Genomic DNA, 16,693 nt, shown 5'->3' on the forward strand with positions numbered 1-16,693 from the left:
ACCTCACCCTACTGGCAGCGCCAGCCGTACGAGCGTCCCGCCGCCGGGGGCGGCACTGGCCGACACGCTGCCGCCGTGGCTGTCCACGACCTGGCCCACGATGGCCAGGCCCAGCCCCGATCCGGGCAGCGCCCGCGCGGAGGGCGCGCGGTAGAAGCGGTCGAAGATGTGCGGCAGGTCATCCGGGGAGATGCCGGGGCCGTGGTCGCGCACCGTCAGCACGCCGCCCCGCAGCGACACCTCGACCAGGCCGCCGGACGGGCTGTACTTGGCCGCGTTGTCGAGCAGGTTGGCGACGGCCCGGGCGAGCCGGTCGGGCACGCCCCGCACCACCGTCGGCTCCGCCGAGACCGAGTATGCGGTCGACGGCCAGTGCCTGGCCGCCCTGGCGACCTCCCGCTCCACGAGCTCGTCGAGGCGGACGTTCTCCACGAGTACGGCGGGCTCCTCGTCGCGGGCCAGCTCGACCACGTCGGAGACGAGCGCCGTGAGCTCCTCCAGGCCGCTCATCACGGCCCGGCTCACCTCGTCGTGTACCTCCTGCGGCAGGTCGCCTCTCATCAGCAGCTCGATGTTGGTCCGCAGCGCGGTGAGCGGGGTGCGCAGCTCGTGGGAGGCGTCGGCGACGAGGCGCTTCTGCGACTTCGCGGAGCGTTCCAGGGCGTCGAGCATGGTGTTGAAGCTGCGGGCGAGGCTGCTGAGCTCGTCGTCCCCCGTCACGTCGATCCTGGTGGTCAGGTCGCGGGTGGTCGCCACCCGTCCCGCCGCGTCCTTGAGCGCGTTGACCGGACGCAGTGCCGCGCGGGCGGCCAGCCAGCCGAGCGCCCCCGACAGCACCAGGCCGCCGAGTGCCACGGCGAAGAACGGCCAGCCCAGGTCGTCCACGTCGGCGAGGGCGGCAAGCACGCCGTTGGGAGGCGGGTCGCCGTAGCCTCCGTAGCTCTCGTACGTCCCGTAATGGTCGATCGCCCAGTCGACCCGGCGGCAGGTGATGACGTAGGCGGCCACGATCACGACGATCACGCTCACCGCGCCGGCCAGCGCGGAGGCCATCGCGAGCCGCCAGCCAAGCTTCATGGAGCCTCCCCGGCGGCGGGCTCCCTGAGCGCGTACCCGAGGCCGTGGACGGTGTGGATCAGCCGCGGCTCGCCCCCCGCCTCGGTCTTCTTACGCAGGTAACCGATGTAGACCTCCAGCGGGTTGGACCCGGGCCGGAAGTTGTAGCCCCAGATGCGTTCGAGGATGAGCTGCCGGGTCAGCACCTGGCCGCCGTTGCGGATCAGGAGGTCGAGCAGGGCATATTCGGTCCTGGTCAGGTCGATGAGCCGCCGGCCGCGGCGGGCCTGCCTGCTGTCGGGCAGCAGGACCAGGTCGGCGAACCCGGCCTCCGGGGGTGGTGCGGTGCGGCGCAGCAGGGCGCGCACCCGGGCGAACAGCTCCTCCAGCGCGAACGGCTTCACCAGGTAGTCGTCGGCGCCCGCGTCGAGACCGGCCACCTTGTCGCCGATGCCGTCCAGGGCCGTCAGCATGAGGACGGGCAGCCGGTTGCCGTCGCCGCGGAGGGCGCGGCAGACCTCGATGCCGTTCATGCCCGGCATGAGCACGTCGAGCACCACGAGGTCGGGCGCCGCTCCGTCGATGGCGTCGAGGGCGCCCATACCGTCCCCGGCGGTCGCCACGCCGTACCCCTCCACGCGCAGCGCTCGCGCGATCGCGTCACGGACCTCGGGTTCGTCATCGACGACCAGCACCTGTGTCTTGACCACGCCATCATTGTGACGTGCGGAGATGAGAAGTTGCTTAGCGTTTGTCCTGATACTCAGGCGTCGGGGTGTTTGGACAGATACTCGACGTACACCGGCCGGAGCGCGTCGCCGAGCTCGCCCTCACCCGCCCCGATCGCGTCGCTGAGCAACGCCGAGACTCTGCTGAGGTCGTTCGCGGTCTCGTCACTGTTGCCGCTGGCGGCCTCGGCCGCCGGGATGACCTTCAGCAGATCCCACAGGAATCCCAGGTCGCCGTGCCGTACGGCGTAGCGCACGGCACGGTCGTGAAGCTCCTTCGCGGGGAGCGACTCGAGCTCTTCCACGTCCATCCGACCTCACCCCCAACTCGTCGGTTTCCCCCAGGTTTGCCGCTCATACCCCCGAAGCGGAAGAAAGACCACCAAACCCGGACAGGCTTTTTGCCACCTCCCGGCATCGGCGCAGCTCCTTCCCGCCATCGGCGCGGATCGCCCATTCCGGCCACACGTGAACCGCGCACTCTTTGCCGCGCCGTGGAAGGATTCTTGAGGTGAAGGTCCTACTCAAGATCATCGTGGTGGCCGCGGCCCTGTGGGCGTCCACCAAGCTGGTGGACGGCATCACCGTCAGCGCCGGCTCCACCGCCAAGCAGATCGGCACCCTCCTCGCGGTCGCGCTGATCTTCGGCCTCGTCAACGCCGTCATCAAGCCGATCATCAAGACGATCGGCTGCGCGTTCTACGTGCTCACGCTCGGCCTGTTCGCCCTGGTGGTGAACGCCGCCCTGCTGCTGCTCACGAGCTGGCTCGCCGAGCAGCTCCACCTCCCCTTCAATGTCGACGGGTTCCTGGCCGCCTTCTGGGGCGCCATCGTCGTCGGCGTGATCAGTTGGGTCCTCAACATGATCCTCGGCGACGACTGACCAGCTCAGGGGCGGGTGCGTCACCCGCCCCTGGGTCACATCCATGCGCAAAGCATGTATTCTGAGTAGGGAATTGGTACTTCCCGAAAGGACCGGCCGATGAGCGTGGACGTGCACCAGCACCTGTGGACGCCGTCCCTGGTGGACGCGCTGCGCCGCCGCACCCGCCCGCCGTTCCTGGACGGATGGACGCTCGTCCTCGACGGCGAGCCGCCGTACGAGGTGGATCCGGCCGACCACGACGTGGAGCTCCGGCGCAAGCGCAACGCCCACCTCGATCTGGCCCTCGTCTCCCTGTCGAGCCCGCTCGGGATCGAGCACCTGCCGCCCGAGGAGGCGTGGCCGCTCATCGACGCCTACCACGCCGACGCCCGCGCGCTGCCCGCGCCGTTCGGGGCCTGGGCCGCCGCCCCGGTGACCGACCCCGATCCTTTACGGCTCTCGCACACCCTCGACCTCGATGACGCCATGGCCGGGCTGCAGCTTCCGGCGACCGCGCTCGGCGACGCCCGGGGGCTGGCCCAGGTCGCCCCGCTGCTCGACGTGCTGGAAGAGCGCGGCCTGCCGTTGTTCGTCCACCCCGGCCCCGCCACCGCCGCGTCCGGCCCCGCCTGGTGGGCCGCCGTCGTGCCGTACGTGCAGCAGATGCACGCCGCCTGGTACGCGTTCGAGGCGTTCGGCCGGCCCCGGCATCCCCGGCTGAAGGTGTGCTTCGCGCTGCTGGCCGGGCTGGCCCCGCTGCATCGGGAGCGCCAGCTGGCCCGGGGCGCCGCCGGTCGCGGCCTGGTGGACCCCGATCTGTTCCTCGAGACGTCGTCCTACGGCCCCCGGGCCGCCGACGCGGTCATCCGCGAGCTCGGGATCGACGTCCTCGTCGCCGGAAGCGACCAGCCGTACGCCGAATCGGCGTGGCCGGACCCCGGCGACCCCGCACAACGAGCCATCGATCATGCCGTACGCGTGGCCAACCCCGGCCGCCTGCTGTCCCGGAAGGAGTCGCACCAATGAGCACGCCCACGATCCAGGAAGGCGCACTGTGCGCCTCCCCCGCCGATCCCGCAGCCCCCTTCGACGACCTGCCCGCCCGCGCGCTCGACCGCCGCGAGCTGCTCGCCCTGGTCGAGGACCTGGCCACCCGGCCCGAGCTGTGGCGTCACCACCTCAGCTTCGAAGGCGCGGAGGACGGGGGACGCCACTACGTCTCGCTGCACCGTGACTCGTACGTGGACGTGTGGCTGCTGTGCTGGCGGCCCGGGGACGACACCGGCTGGCACGACCACGACGTCTCCTCCGGCGCGGTCAAGGTGGTGGCCGGCGAGCTGAAGGAGTGCAACCCGCGCATCGGCGGCGTCCACCTGGAGACGCGGGTCGTGGAGGGCGACGCCTTCTCGTTCGGGCCCGACCACATCCACCGGCTGACCGGTGAGGCGCCGGGCTCCGTCTCGATCCACGCGTACTCGCCACCACTGTGGCGCATGGGGCAGTACTCCATCACCGAGGACGGGACCATGCGGCGTCTTTCGGTCGGGTACGCCGACGAATTGCGCCCGCTCGACCCGGCTTAGTGTCACGCGAGTAATTCGTTCATCACAGACGGTGACGCTAGGCTTCTGCCATGACCAGCGTGCTCGATGACTGGCTCCAGCCCCGCCCGGGAGGCGGGGCCGGAGGCGTCTCCGATCGGCTCTCCCGGCTCCGCCCCCTCGCCGACGAGCGGCGGGCCGGCGAGGACGACACCGGCCACCCCGACGCCGATCGTCCTGATGCCGATCACTCTGGCGCCGATCACCCCGACGCCGGCCTCCTCTCCTCGGGCCCCCAGACCCGGTTCCGCGAGCGCATGACGTACGGCCTGCGCACGGCGCTGAACGCGCAGGTCCCGGGTGACCTGGTGGCGGTCAGCCGGATGGACGTCCTGCTGGGGCCCGATCGGCGCGCCCGTCCCGACGTGTCGCTGGTGGACGACCTCGCCGCCTCCGACGACCGGCGGACCTGTTACCTCGCCGAAGAGGTGCGCCTGGTCATCGAGGTCGTCGGCCCCGACGCGGCCGGATCCGACCGCGACATGCGGCCGCGGCACTACGCGGCCGCCGGCATCCCCCACTTCTGGCGGGTCGAGAGCACCGGCTTCCGGCCGTTCGTCTACTCCTTCGAGCTCGACGCCGACCGCACCGGATATCAGATGACCGGGGTCCACCACGGCCGCCTCTCGGTGGACTCCCCCTTCCCCATCGCCATCGACCTCGAACGGCTGCCGCGCTGACTACGCCGCCCGTTCCGGCTGCCCCGTCTGCAGAGGCACAGGGCGGGCGGCGAGCACACCCGACGCCAACTGGAGGACGCAGGCCCCCAGCCCGGCGAGCAGGGGCACGGTCCAGCCACGGGACAGCTCGTGCAGCAGGCCGAACGCGAGCGGCCCGACCGCGGCCAGCACATAGCCGCTCGACTGGGCGACCGCCGACAGCGCGGTCACCGAGGCCGGGTCGGGCGCCCGCAACGTGATGATCAGCAGGGCGAGCGCGATCGACGCCCCCTGGCCGAGCCCGAGGACGACCATCCACAGCCACGGCGTGGTGGTGGGCGCGAGCAGCACGCCCAGATATCCGCCGACGGTCAGCAGCGCGGCCACGGCCACGTGCGGCGCCTGGGATCGGGCCCGGCCCGCGTGCAGGGGGACGAGCAGCGCGGCGGCGATCTGCACGAGGTTCGTCAGGCCCAGCAGATATCCCGCCTCGTCCGCGGGCAGGCCGGCGGCCTGGAACACGGTGGGCAGCCAGGCCAGCACGATGTAGAAGGTCAGCGACTGAAGGCCCATGAACGCCATCACCGCCCACGTCGCCGGCGCCCGGAGCAGGGTCGCGTACGGCCGATGGCCGGGGCCGCCCGGACGAGGATGGGCGGTCACCGCCGTCGTCGTCGCCGGGTCCTGGCCGGCCGCGCTCGCCGGGTTCTGGCCGGGCTCGCCCGCCGGGTTCTGCCGGGCCGTCCTCCCGCGTGCCACCCACCACAGAGCCGCCGCCACCAGCGCGAGCAGGGCCGGCGACCCCGCCGCCACCCGCCAGCCGACCTGTCCAGCGAGCGGGACCATCGCCGCCGAGGCCATCGCGGCCCCACTGACCATGACCGAGACGTACAGGCCGGTGAAGAGCCCGACCCTGCCGGGGAAGTGCTGCTTGACGAGGCCGGGCATGACGACGTTCATGACGGCGATGGCCGTGCCCGCCAGGGCGGCACCGCAATACAGGGCGGGCACACCGTCCGCGCTGCGCAGCGCGACACCGGCGGCGAGGACGAGCAGACCGGCCAGCAGCGTGCGGTCCAGCCCGATACGGGTGGCCAGCGCGGGCGCGACCGGGGCGAGCAGACCGAGGCATACGACCATCACCGTGGTGATGGCGCCGCCACCTGCGGGGCTGAGACCGAGGTCCCGCATGATGGCAGGGAGGAGCGGCGACACACCCGCGAGAGCGGGCCTCAGGTTGAGCGCCGCCAGGACGAAACCGCCTACCAGCAGCAGATTGCCCCGATTGGCCTTGATCCCGCTCATCATTCGCCAAACCCTACCGGCCGGTGTCGCGCCCCACCCGCTTTCCGCCCGTCCCACACCTGTCCCACGGCTCGTCCCCCGGGCTCGTCCCCGGGCTCATCCCCCGGGTCCATCCCGCGACCCGTTATCCCGGCCGCCGTCGGCCGGCGCTAGGGTGCGGTCGGGAGGTGGGCGGTCATGGCGGAGGAGCACGTCCAGTCGCTGGCCCGGGGTCTGGCCGTGATCCGGGCGTTCGACGCCGCGAGCCCGGAGCTGACGCTCAGCGACGTGGCCCGCAAGACCGGTCTCACCCGCGCCGCCGCGCGCAGGTTCCTGCTGACGCTCGCGGACCTGGGCTACGTGCGCACCGACGGGCGGCTCTTCTCGCTGTCGCCCCGGGTGCTTGAGCTGGGCTACGCCTACCTGTCGAGCCTCTCCCTGCCCGAGGTCGCGCTGCCGCACCTGGAACGGCTCGTCGCCGAGGTGCACGAGTCGGCCTCGGTCTCCGTGCTGGACGACACCGACATCGTCTATGTGGCCCGCGTGCCGACGGCCCGGATCATGCGGGTGACGATCGCGATCGGCACCCGCTTCCCCGCCTACTGCACCTCGATGGGCCGGGTGCTGCTCGCGGGGCTCCCCCCTGAGGAGCTCGACGCCTATCTCACCCGCGCCGGGCTGGAACGGCTGACCTCCCACACCACCACCTCGCCGGTCGCCCTGCGCGCGGCGCTCGACCTCGTACGGACCCAGGGCTGGGCGATGGTGGACCAGGAACTGGAAGAAGGGCTGCGCTCCATCGCCGCGCCGATCAGGGACCACGGCGGCCGGGTGGTGGCGGCGGTCAACATCTCCTCGCACGCCAGCCGCACCACCGTGGAGTCCGCCCGCCGCGACCTGCTCCCCCCGCTGCTCGCCACCGCCGCCAGGATCGAGGCCGACCTGCGCGCCACCGGAGGCGCACGCAGCCCGGCAGCCCATGGCAGGGCACACCAGGAGCACAGCACGGCACTGCCCGGCAGCCCATGACAGGGCACACCAGGGGCACGGCAAGGGCACAGCCCAGCAGCAGTCCAACGGGGCATCCCGGGGACACATCAGGTGAACACACCTCCGCGCGCCCAAGACACCCCGCAAAGCGCCCTCAGATCTCCACAAAAGCGACCAACTCTCACCAGAACACTGACAACGTTGTCTAGTGCCGTGAAATGGGAGATGATCCCTCCGTGGTAGAGACGAGACGCGGCCGTCCGACCATGAACGACGTGGCCGCCGCGGCCGGCGTGGCGCTCAAGACCGTCTCCCGCGTCGTCAACAACGAGCCCGGCGTCAACGCCGTTACCGCGAGCCGCGTGCTGGCGGCGATCGAGCGCCTCGGCTACCGCCGCAACGACAGCGCGCGCATCCTGCGCCGGGGCCGTACGGCGAGCATCGGCCTGGTCATCGAAGACGTGGCCGACGCCTTCTATTCCAGCCTCAACCGCGCCGTCGAGGACGCCGCGCTGCACCACGGCTATCTGCTGTTCACCGGCTCGTCCCAGGAGGACGCGGACCGGGAGCGCGATCTCGTGCTCGCCTTCTGCGCCCGCCGCGTGGACGGGCTGATCATCGTGCCTGCGGGGAACGACCACGGCTACCTGGCACCCGAGTTCGACGCCGGGATCAAGGCGGTCTTCGCCGATCGGCCGCCGGGCGCGGGATGCGAGGCGGACACCGTCCTGTGCGACAACGTGGGCGGTGCCCGTACGGGCACGGCGCATCTGATCACGCACGGCCACCGCCGCATCGCCTTCCTCGGCGACGCCCCCGGGATCTTCACCGCCGTCGAACGGCTGCGCGGCTACCGGCAGGCGCTGGCCGCCGCAGGCCTGCCGTACGACGAGGGACTGGTGGTCATGGGGCCGCCGGACCCGGCGCGGATGCGGGCCGACCTGACGCGGCTGCTCACGGCGTCCGACCCGCCGACCGCGTTGTTCGCCGGCAACGGCCGGACCACGGTGGCGATCCTGCGTGCGCTGGCGGCGCTCACCGAAGCCGCCGACGCGGGCGCCGCGGGCGGCCTCGCCCTGGTGGGGTTCGACGACTTCGAACTGGCCGACCTGCTCGGCATCACCGTGGTGGCCCAGGATCCCGCCCGGCTCGGCCGTACGGCCGCCGACCTGCTGTTCATGCGCCTGGCCGGGAACGAGGAGCCGACCAGCAGGATCGAGCTGGCTACGCGGCTGGTTCCGCGGGGCTCGGGCGAGCGCCCCCCTCTCCGGGCGGCGGGCTGACCCGCCCCGACGGACCACCACGCGGATCACCGCCCGGATCACCCCGCCGATCACCACGCAGGGAGCCGCGCAAGTCGCCCCGTAGATCGCCCCGCCGATCACCACGCAGGTCGCCGGCGCTGAGCACCAGACACGTGGCACCCTCAGGAGGTCGCCTGCGACCATGAGGGCCCGCGGTCGCCACCGGTCGGCGAGCGGCAGCAGGAGCATCCCGCCCGCCACCAGGCCGGTCGCCGGCGCCCGGGTCGGGCGGCAGGTCCTCTATCGGCGCACCCCTCTCGGGGCGCGCTGGTGGCCGGCCGCCTCGACCCGTGAATCCGTACCCTTGGGACTCAGCCCTTGAGCGCGCCCGCCATGAGGCCGCGCATGAAGAACCTGCCGAGCAGCACGTAGATGATCATCGTGGGGATGGACGCCAGGATCGCCGCCGCCATCTGCTGGCTGTACGGCGTGGTCACCGCGCCCGCGATGTTGTTGAGCATGACCGTGGTCGGCCAGGAGCTCGGCCCGGTGAGGAAGACCGCGAACAGGAAGTCGTTCCACATCGAGGTGAACTGCCAGATGATCACCACGGCGAACGCCGGGCCGGAGACCGGCAGCACGATCGACCAGAGCGTCCGCAGCATCCCCGCGCCGTCGACGCGGGACGCCTCGATGAGCTCATCCGGGATCGTGACGTAGTAGTTGCGGAAGATCAGCGTGCAGATCGGGATGCCGTACACCACGTGGGCGAGGACCAGGCCCGGGATGCCGCCGTACAACTGGATGCCGAGGGCGTCGCCCACGTTCACCATGAGCTGCACCAGCGGGATCATCACGCCCTGGTAGGGGATGAACATGCCGAACAGGAACAGCGTGAACAGCACGTCGGCGCCGGGGAAGCGCCATTTCGACAGCACATACCCGTTCAGCGCCCCGAGGGCGGCGGAGATCAGCGAACCGGGCACCGCGAGCAGGAAGCTGTTGACGATGCCGGGTTCGAGCTTCTCCCAGGCGACGCTCCACGCCTCGGTCGTCCACACCTTGGGGAGGTTCCACGCCTGGGTGGGGTCGGCCTCGGTCAGCGGCTTGAAGCTCGTGACCAGCAGCACGTAGACCGGGATCAGGAAGACCAGGACGAACAACAGGAGCAGGACGAGCCGCACCCATCTGCCCGCCCGGCCCTTGTCGCGGGCCGGGGCGGCGGGCGCCGTACGCGGGGCCCTCTCGGCGACGTGCGCGGTCATGAGCGCTTCCCCTTACGCGCGTCCCAGATCAGGTAGGGAACGACGAAGACGGCGACGGACAGCACGATGTAGGACGCGATCGTCGCACCCTTGGCCGGGTCGTGCGAGTCGTAGACGGCCGTCCACATGAACGTCGCGGGCACGTCGGTGATGATCTGCTTGCCCGACACCGCGACGACGAGGTCGAAGACCTTCAGCGAGATGTGTCCGAGGATGATCAGCGCGGACAGCGTCACCGGGCGCAGCATCGGCAGCACCACGTGGCGGTAGACCCCCCACTCACTGCAGCCGTCCACCCGGGCGGCCTCGCGCAGTTCTTCCGGCACGCCCCGGAATCCGGCGAGGAACAAAGCCATGATGTATCCGGACATCTGCCAGATCGCCGGAATCGCCATGGCGGCCATTCCCCAGTCGGGATCACGGAACCACTGCCATTGCAGGAAATCGAGCCCCACATAGTGGAACAGCCGGTTGAGCCCGACCGCATGCTCACCCGTCGCGCTGTTCATCAGCCACCGCCAGACCACGCCGGTGGCGATGAAGGAAACGGCCATCGGGAACAGGTAGACGGCGCGGAAGCCGCTCTCCGCCCGGATGCCCTTCTCCATCAGGAAGGCGAGGAACCAGCCGAGGACGAGGGCGCCGCCGACGAAGACCAGGGTGAAGACGATCGCGTGCCGGACCGAAAGGCCCCAGCGCTCCTCGCTCCAGATGCCGGTGAAGTTCTCCAGCCCGACGAAGTTGCCGGGAATCTCCGCGATCTCGTCGTGCTTGTCGGTCATGGCGAGCTTGAAGTTCCAGCCCAGCAGGCCGTACACGAAGACCGCGATGAGGATGATCGACGGCGACACCAGGAGTAGCCCGGGCAGCCATCTGCGCACCCGCGTCACTTGTACCTCTCAGAAGTCAAGTACGGCCCACGCCGATGTGGACCCAGCGTGGGCCGTACGAGGAGATCAGCTCACTGGCCGCTGTTCTTGGCCGCCGCGACCAGCGCCTGCTGGAACTTGGCGACGTCGTTGTCCTGCTGGAACAGGCCGACCGCGTCGGTGATGGCCTGCCGCCACTGGTCGTTGGCGACCACGCCGTGCTGGATCGAGCCGGCCAGCTTGTCGTTCGCCCACTGCTCCAGGTCCCACGACAGGTAGTCCTTGTAGAGGGACTGGTCGGCGTCCTTGCGGGCCGGGATCGAGCCCTTCAGCGGGTTGAAGGCGTCCTGGCCCTCCTTGCTTGCGGCCACCTTCAGCCACGCGATAGCGCCGTCGCGGTTGGGCGCGCCCTTCGGCAGGGTGAAGCTGTCGGACAGCCACATGAAGGTGCCGTCCGTGCCCGGCGACGCGGCCCAGTCGAAGTCCTTGTGCGACTCCTTGCCGAGGCCGCCCTCAGGCGGGTTGTGGAAGTAGCCGTAGGCCCAGTCGCCCATGATGTTGAAGGCCGCCTCGCCGTCGGCGACCTGCTTGGCCGCCGGCTGCCAGTCGTCCTGCGGGCTGCCCGCGTACGACAGGATGGTCTTGAAGTTCTCCAGCGCCTTGGTCACGTTCGCGTTGGACCAGTCGGCGTTGGCGGTCCACAGCGCGTTGTAGGCGTCGGTGCCGAGCGAGCCGAGCAACACGGACTCGAGCAGGTGCACCAGGGTCCACTGCGAGCCGATCGACAGCGGGATCTTCCCGGCCTTCTTGACCTTGTCGAGGTCGGTGATGAACTCCTCGATGGTCTTCGGCGCGCCGTCGATGCCGGCGTCCTTGAGGACCGAGGGGTTGAACCACAGCACGTTCGACCGGTGGATGTTCACCGGCACGGAGTAGACCTGGCCCTGCACCGAGATCTGGTCGATGAGCTGCTGCGGGAAGACTTCCTTGAGCTTCAGCTCGTCGTACAGGAAGTTCAGCGACTCAAGCTTGCCGCTCTTGATGTAGCCCTGGAGCTCGGCGCCGGCGTGGCCCTGGAAGGTGTCCGGGGGCTGGTTGGCCTGCAGCTTGCTCGACAGCAGCGCACGAGCCTGGTCGCCCGAGCCACCCGCCACGGCGGCGTCGAAGAACTCGAAGTTCGGGTTCTGCTTGGCGAAGATCTCACGCATCGCCTTGAGGCCGTCGGCCTCACCGGGACCCGTCCACCACGAGAAGACCTCGACCTTCTTCGCGGCCTGGCCGCCTCCGCCCTCCTGCTTGTCACCGCCGCCACAGGCGGAAAGAGTGAGCAGACCTGCAACAGAGACCGCGACGGCCGCCATCCACCGTCGTCTCATCGCAACATTCCCTTCAGCCTATTCACGAGGATTTCGGGCCCCCGAAGACACATATGGCTGACAACGTTGTCAGCAGGCCCCAATCAACCCACTTTCACCGGCACGTCGTCAAGTTTGTGCAGATAACGTCTCTGCATACCGGGCCATGGCGTGGTGTTAGGGACGTGCGTCAAAGCGATCGGCGCGACCGTGGCCCGCGAAATTGTCGGCTCGCGCGCTCACACTGCAGGCATGACGGTCACACACCAGGGGGGATCTGATCATCTGTCGGAGGACGACCTGCCGGACATGGCGGACGTCGAATCTCCGCAATGGGCGCGACACTACGGCACGATGGCGGGGCTCGGCTTCCTCACGGTCGCCCGGCGGCTGCCCCGGCTGATCCGGCAGGCGCTGGGCATCGCCTGGGAGGCGAGTCCCCGCGACACCGTGGCCACGGTCACGCTGAGCACACTCGGCGGCGTCTTCACCGCCTTCGGCCTGCTCGCCACGACGGGCGTGCTGACCGCGCTCTTCCAGTCGGGCCCGACTCCGGACCGGATCCGGGCCGCGCTGCCCAGCCTGCTGCTCGTGGGCCTGGCTGCCGTCGCGCGCACGACCCTGCAGGCCGCCGCGGGCTGGGCCCAGTCCCGGCTCGAACCGCAGGTCAGCAGGATCACCGAAGAGCGCCTCTACACGCTGACCAGCCAGGTCGACCTCGTCTGCTTCGACGATCCCGAGTTCCACGACGCGCTGCAGCGGGCCCGCATGCGCGGCATGCAGGTGGCCGAGGTGGTCGTGAGCACCGCGATCGACACGCTGACGGGACTGGTCGGCATCGTGGCCGCGGCGGGCGTGCTGGGCGTGCTGCACCCCGTGCTGCTGCCGCTGCTCCTGCTCGCCGTCGTCCCCGACGCCTGGGCGGCCGTACGGGCCGCGCGGATGCGCTACACGACCGCCCTGGTGCTCGTCCCGGCCAGGCGACGCAAGTGGATCATCGAGGAACTGCTGGCGGACAAGGACACCGCGGCCGAGGTCCGCACGTTCACCATGCGCGGCTTCCTGCTGCGGATGTTCGACGCGGTCGCCCGGGGCGAGCAGCGGGTCATGCTCGACCTCGCGCGGCGGCAGACCGTCGCCCGCGTCCTCGGGGAGGCGCTGGGCGGTCTCGGGCAGGGCCTGGTCTACGTCGCGCTCGGCCTGCTGCTCGCGGCGGGCGCGGTGCCCCTCGCGGTGGCCGGCACGGCGGTGCTGGCCATCAGGTCCGGGCAGACCTCGCTGTCGAACTTCATGTACGCGACGAACCGGCTCTACGAGGAGGGCCTCTACTTCACCGACTTCCTGGACTTCGCCGCACACGCCGAGCGCCGCATCCGGCCGCTCCGCGACGGAACGGCCCCCGAAGACTTCGGCCGCATCACGGTCGAGGAGGTCACCTTCTCCTATCCCGCCGCGCCGGCCCCCGCCCTGCGCGGGGTGTCGGTCCGCATCGAGCGCGGGGAGGTCGTGGCCCTCGTCGGCGAGAACGGCTCGGGCAAGACGACCCTCGCCAAGATCCTCGCGGGCCTCTACGAGCCGGACGGCGGGCGCGTCCGGTGGGACGACGTCGACCTCGCCGAGGTCGATCCCGACAGCCTGCGCCGCAGGATCGCGGTCATCGCCCAGGACCACACCCGGTGGCCGCTGACCGCCCGCCACAACATCACGATGGGCATGGAGAAGGGCGAGGCCGAGGTGACCCGCGCCGCCGAGGTCGCCGGCGCCGACCAGGTCATCGCCGAGCTCCCGTACGGCTATCGCACGCTGCTCGACCGGCGGTTCAAGAACGGCCACGAGCTGTCGGGCGGGCAGTGGCAGCGGATCGCGGTGGCCCGCGGGTTCTACCGGGACGCGCCCCTGCTGATCTGCGACGAGCCGACGGCCGCCCTCGACGCCAGGGCGGAGCACGCGCTGTTCGAGCGGATCAGGCAGCACGCCGACGGCCGGACCGTGCTGCTCATCACCCACCGCCTCGCCAGCGTCCGCTACGCCGACCGCATCTACGTGCTCGACCACGGCAAGGTCCGCGAACACGGCACGCATGAGGAGCTGATGGCCCTCGACGGCCTTTACGCCGACCTCTACAACCTCCAGGCCGAGGCCTACCGCTCGGCCTGAGCCACCAGGCCCGAGCCACCGGCCCGAACCACCGGCTCGGGCCACCAGCCCGAGTCACCTGCTCGATCCGCTCTGCCGGGCCCGCTCACGACGAGCAGACCCGGCAGACGCGGCCCGAGCGGGTGCGGGCGCGGGCGCGGGCCGGTCCGCGCGGATGGTCGGGCACGGATGGTCACGCGCGCATCAGGCAGGCGCGGGCGGTGGCGCGGGGGCCAGGCAGACGCGGGCGGTGACGCGCGGGCCGGTCAGCGCGCCAGGCAGACGCGCGCCACGCGGGCGCGGGCCGGTCAGCGCGGGCGGTGACGCGCGGGCCAGGCAGGCGCGGGCGGTGGCGCGGGGGTCGTCAGGAGGCCCGTTCGCGGTCGGGGAGCATGTCACGCATGGTGAGCACGTCCTTGTAGTACTGGATCTTCCGCTGGATCGCGCCCTGCTTCTGGCTCAGGTCGGCGATCTGGGCCTCGACCTTCCGGTCGTGCTCCTCCAGCAGTGCGATCCGGTCCGCGATGGTGTGCTCGCCCTGCCGTACGAGCTGGGCGAAGCGCAGCATCTCGGCGATCGGCATGCCGGTGTCGCGCAGACAGCGGACCATGCCGAGCCAGCTCACGTCGTCGTCGCTGAACCGCCGCTGGCCCGCCGCGTTACGGCCGATCGGCTCCAGCAGCCCGATCCGCTCGTAGTAACGAAGGGTGTCGAGGCTGAAACCGGTCTCCTCGACGACCTGTCCAGGTGTGTACTCGGCCACGCCTTTGATCCTGGCACATCGCGTGTTCTGTAGGCGCTTCGCAAGTGGATCGCAAGCCGGGGATTTATAACGGGTCGTGCCACCTACGATCCGGTGCCCGCGTCTCCCCGGGGAGCGTCCGGGCGGCGTCCCCGATGGAGCCAGTGAGAAATGCCCGGCATCCCCCGCTCGATCGCCGCTTCGGTGTCCCTCTCCGCCGCGGTTCTGCTGTCGGTCCCGGCGGTCCCGGCCGCCGCGGCGACGCCCGCAGACCGCCTCCCCTGCCGTCCGGGCAGCGGCCCGCATCTCGCCGGCCGGGACCTCACCCGGATGACGCTGCCCGCCGACCTGTCCTGCGCGGACCTGCGGGGCGCCAGGCTCGACGGCCTGACCGTCCGGGTCCCGCTCGTCGGGGCCGATCTGACCGGTGCCTCGCTCAAGGGGGCCCACCTCGGGTACGCGCAGATGGCCGGGGCCAGGCTGCGCAAGGCCGACCTGTCCGAGGCCGAGCTCTACTACGCGGACCTGCGCGGCAGCGACCTGCGCGGGGCGACGATGGACGACTCCTCGCCCTACTACGCGCACTTCGAGGGGGCCGACCTGAGCGGGGCCACGATGGCGCGAGCCAAGACGTACGACGCGCAGTTCGACGACGCGAAGCTGGTCGGCGTCGATCTGACCGACGCCGCCGCCTACGGCGCGGACATGCGCCGGGCCGACCTCACCCGGGTCAAGGCGCCGAAGGCCAGGCTCTACGGCGCCACCTTCATCAGGACCGTCCTGCGGCAGGCGGATCTCAGCGGCGCGCAGTTGTACGAGTCGGTGATGACCGGGGCGGACTTCCGGGGGGCCGACCTCACCGGGGCCGACCTGCGGGACGTCAGGGACGCCCGGCTCACCGGGAGCAAGGGAGTCCCCCGGTTCCTGCCGGCGCCGGACCGGGCGTGCAAGCCCGGCAGCGGGCAGGACTACCGTGGCTGGGACCTGACCTCGGTGGCGGACTTCCCCGACGACCTGAGCTGCGCCGACCTGACCGGCGCCAAGCTCGACGGCGTCGACCTGACGGGGGTCACGCTCGACCGGGCGATCCTCCGTGACGTCTCCGCCGCCGGGGCGAGCCTCCGCTCCGCGAAGGGCGCGGACCTGCGGGGTGCGCGGCTGTGGCGGGCCAAGCTGAGCAGCGCCGACCTCGCGGGGGCGAACCTGTCGGGGGCCGACCTGTCGGGCGCGGCGCTCGGCAGCGCCACCCTGACCCAGGCCAGGCTGGCCGGCGCCGACCTCCGTGACACGGAGATGACCAGCGTCACGGCCGACCAGGCCGACTTCACCGGCGCCAGGATGGACCGGGCATACCTCCACCACGGCACATATCGGGACGCGGTCTTCCGCAATGCCGTGTTGACCGACGCCGATCTCAGCGACGCTGAGCTGCGGGGCGCCACCTTCGAGGGCGCCGAGGTCACCGGGCTGAACCAGGACTTCGCCGAGGACATCGACCTGTCAGGGTCCTCCAGCCGCATGTCCGTCGGCTGGCTGATCTTCTTCGGCATCGCCGGACTGACCGTCTTCTGGATCGCCGCCGGGGTGACCACGGCGAAGGTGCGGCGGAGGAGAGCGGCCAGGGAGCAGGCCGCCGAGAGAGCGGTCCGGTTCGAGGAGGCCAGGCGCGTCCAGGAGGAGAACGTCACCCGGCTGGGCGAGGAGATCGACAGCGTGTCGGACCGGACCGGCGAAGTGGACTGGAACGCGGTCCTCGACGCCTACGACGCCGCGAAGGAGGCGCTGGCCAGGGCCCACGACATGAGCGACCTGACGGACGTCGAGACGATCGTGGCGCGCGGTCGCAAGGCCCTCACCCGCCGCCGGTGAAAGCCGCTTGTGCTGGAGTGCGCTCCAGGC

General features: G+C 71.0%; 16 protein-coding genes. 8 read left to right on the forward strand and 8 right to left on the reverse strand.

The features are described 5' to 3' along the window. Nucleotides 1–3 precede the first annotated feature (3 nt). From OHB01_RS02305 to OHB01_RS02315, 3 genes are read right to left on the reverse strand one after another with little or no spacing between them, the layout of a single operon-like run. Complete coding sequence (locus OHB01_RS02305; protein WP_147943765.1) at nt 4–1,077, reverse strand: HAMP domain-containing sensor histidine kinase; 1,074 nt, start codon at nt 1,075–1,077, stop codon at nt 4–6. Beyond that, on the reverse strand, nt 1,074–1,766 hold the full coding sequence (locus OHB01_RS02310; RefSeq protein WP_142645985.1) for a response regulator transcription factor: 693 nt from the start codon (nt 1,764–1,766) through the stop codon (nt 1,074–1,076). The genes OHB01_RS02305 and OHB01_RS02310 overlap by 4 nt, the downstream gene beginning before the upstream one ends. Nucleotides 1,767–1,819: 53 nt before the next feature. After that, nucleotides 1,820–2,095 carry a hypothetical protein gene (locus tag OHB01_RS02315; protein ID WP_030505988.1) on the reverse strand — a complete coding sequence of 92 codons (276 nt, stop codon included), beginning with the start codon at nt 2,093–2,095 and terminating at the stop codon, nt 1,820–1,822. A gap of 200 nt (nt 2,096–2,295) precedes the next feature. Here OHB01_RS02315 and OHB01_RS02320 point away from each other — a divergent pair, with 200 nt between their 5' ends. The 4 genes from OHB01_RS02320 (at nt 2,296) to OHB01_RS02335 (ending at nt 4,930) form a co-directional block, all read left to right on the forward strand. Beyond that, nucleotides 2,296–2,667, forward strand: coding sequence for a phage holin family protein (locus tag OHB01_RS02320; protein ID WP_142645986.1), 372 nt, complete (start codon nt 2,296–2,298; stop codon nt 2,665–2,667). 99 nt (nt 2,668–2,766) lie between these two features. Next, nucleotides 2,767–3,675 (forward strand): amidohydrolase family protein, encoded by a 909-nt coding sequence (locus OHB01_RS02325; protein ID WP_142645987.1) that lies wholly within the window; start codon nt 2,767–2,769, stop codon nt 3,673–3,675. Continuing rightward, the gene (locus OHB01_RS02330) at nt 3,672–4,232 is read left to right on the forward strand and encodes a cysteine dioxygenase family protein (protein WP_328709314.1); all 561 of its coding nucleotides are present in this window, start codon (nt 3,672–3,674) and stop codon (nt 4,230–4,232) included. The genes OHB01_RS02325 and OHB01_RS02330 overlap by 4 nt, the downstream gene beginning before the upstream one ends. A gap of 50 nt (nt 4,233–4,282) precedes the next feature. Then, a complete protein-coding gene (locus tag OHB01_RS02335; RefSeq protein ID WP_147943767.1) occupies nt 4,283–4,930 on the forward strand; it encodes a Uma2 family endonuclease in 648 nt (215 codons plus the stop codon). On the opposite strand, the gene OHB01_RS02340 is transcribed toward OHB01_RS02335, so the two are convergent. Further along, the gene (locus OHB01_RS02340; RefSeq protein ID WP_240971078.1) at nt 4,931–6,217 is read right to left on the reverse strand and encodes an MFS transporter; all 1,287 of its coding nucleotides are present in this window, start codon (nt 6,215–6,217) and stop codon (nt 4,931–4,933) included. It lies immediately after the preceding gene. Between the two features lie 174 nt (nt 6,218–6,391). Here OHB01_RS02340 and OHB01_RS02345 point away from each other — a divergent pair, with 174 nt between their 5' ends. Then, nucleotides 6,392–7,222, forward strand: a complete 831-nt coding sequence (locus tag OHB01_RS02345; protein WP_147943768.1) for an IclR family transcriptional regulator — start codon at nt 6,392–6,394, stop codon at nt 7,220–7,222. Between the two features lie 197 nt (nt 7,223–7,419). Further along, nucleotides 7,420–8,466, forward strand: a complete 1,047-nt coding sequence (locus OHB01_RS02350) for a LacI family DNA-binding transcriptional regulator (protein ID WP_261985841.1) — start codon at nt 7,420–7,422, stop codon at nt 8,464–8,466. 332 nt (nt 8,467–8,798) lie between these two features. Here the strand turns inward: OHB01_RS02350 and OHB01_RS02355 are convergent, their stop codons facing one another. The 3 genes from OHB01_RS02355 to OHB01_RS02365 form a co-directional block, all read right to left on the reverse strand. Beyond that, complete coding sequence (locus OHB01_RS02355) at nt 8,799–9,692, reverse strand: carbohydrate ABC transporter permease (protein WP_142645992.1); 894 nt, start codon at nt 9,690–9,692, stop codon at nt 8,799–8,801. After that, nucleotides 9,689–10,573: a sugar ABC transporter permease gene (locus tag OHB01_RS02360; RefSeq protein WP_315985204.1), complete on the reverse strand. Its 885-nt coding sequence runs from the start codon at nt 10,571–10,573 to the stop codon at nt 9,689–9,691. The genes OHB01_RS02355 and OHB01_RS02360 overlap by 4 nt, the downstream gene beginning before the upstream one ends. Before the next feature lie 80 nt (nt 10,574–10,653). After that, the gene (locus tag OHB01_RS02365; RefSeq protein WP_142645994.1) at nt 10,654–11,937 is read right to left on the reverse strand and encodes an ABC transporter substrate-binding protein; all 1,284 of its coding nucleotides are present in this window, start codon (nt 11,935–11,937) and stop codon (nt 10,654–10,656) included. Nucleotides 11,938–12,168: 231 nt separating this feature from the next. Between OHB01_RS02365 and OHB01_RS02370 the strand changes: the two genes are divergently transcribed. Beyond that, nucleotides 12,169–14,073, forward strand: a complete 1,905-nt coding sequence (locus OHB01_RS02370; protein WP_142645995.1) for an ABC transporter ATP-binding protein — start codon at nt 12,169–12,171, stop codon at nt 14,071–14,073. Between the two features lie 343 nt (nt 14,074–14,416). On the opposite strand, the gene OHB01_RS02375 is transcribed toward OHB01_RS02370, so the two are convergent. Continuing rightward, nucleotides 14,417–14,815 carry a MerR family transcriptional regulator gene (locus OHB01_RS02375; RefSeq protein ID WP_260617145.1) on the reverse strand — a complete coding sequence of 133 codons (399 nt, stop codon included), beginning with the start codon at nt 14,813–14,815 and terminating at the stop codon, nt 14,417–14,419. A 150-nt stretch (nt 14,816–14,965) separates the two neighbouring features. On the opposite strand from OHB01_RS02375, the gene OHB01_RS02380 reads away from it, so the two are divergent. Next, complete coding sequence (locus tag OHB01_RS02380; protein WP_240971079.1) at nt 14,966–16,663, forward strand: pentapeptide repeat-containing protein; 1,698 nt, start codon at nt 14,966–14,968, stop codon at nt 16,661–16,663. Nucleotides 16,664–16,693 lie beyond the last annotated feature (30 nt).

The sequence above is a fragment of the Microbispora hainanensis genome (assembly GCF_036186745.1).
GTDB lineage: Bacteria > Actinomycetota > Actinomycetes > Streptosporangiales > Streptosporangiaceae > Microbispora.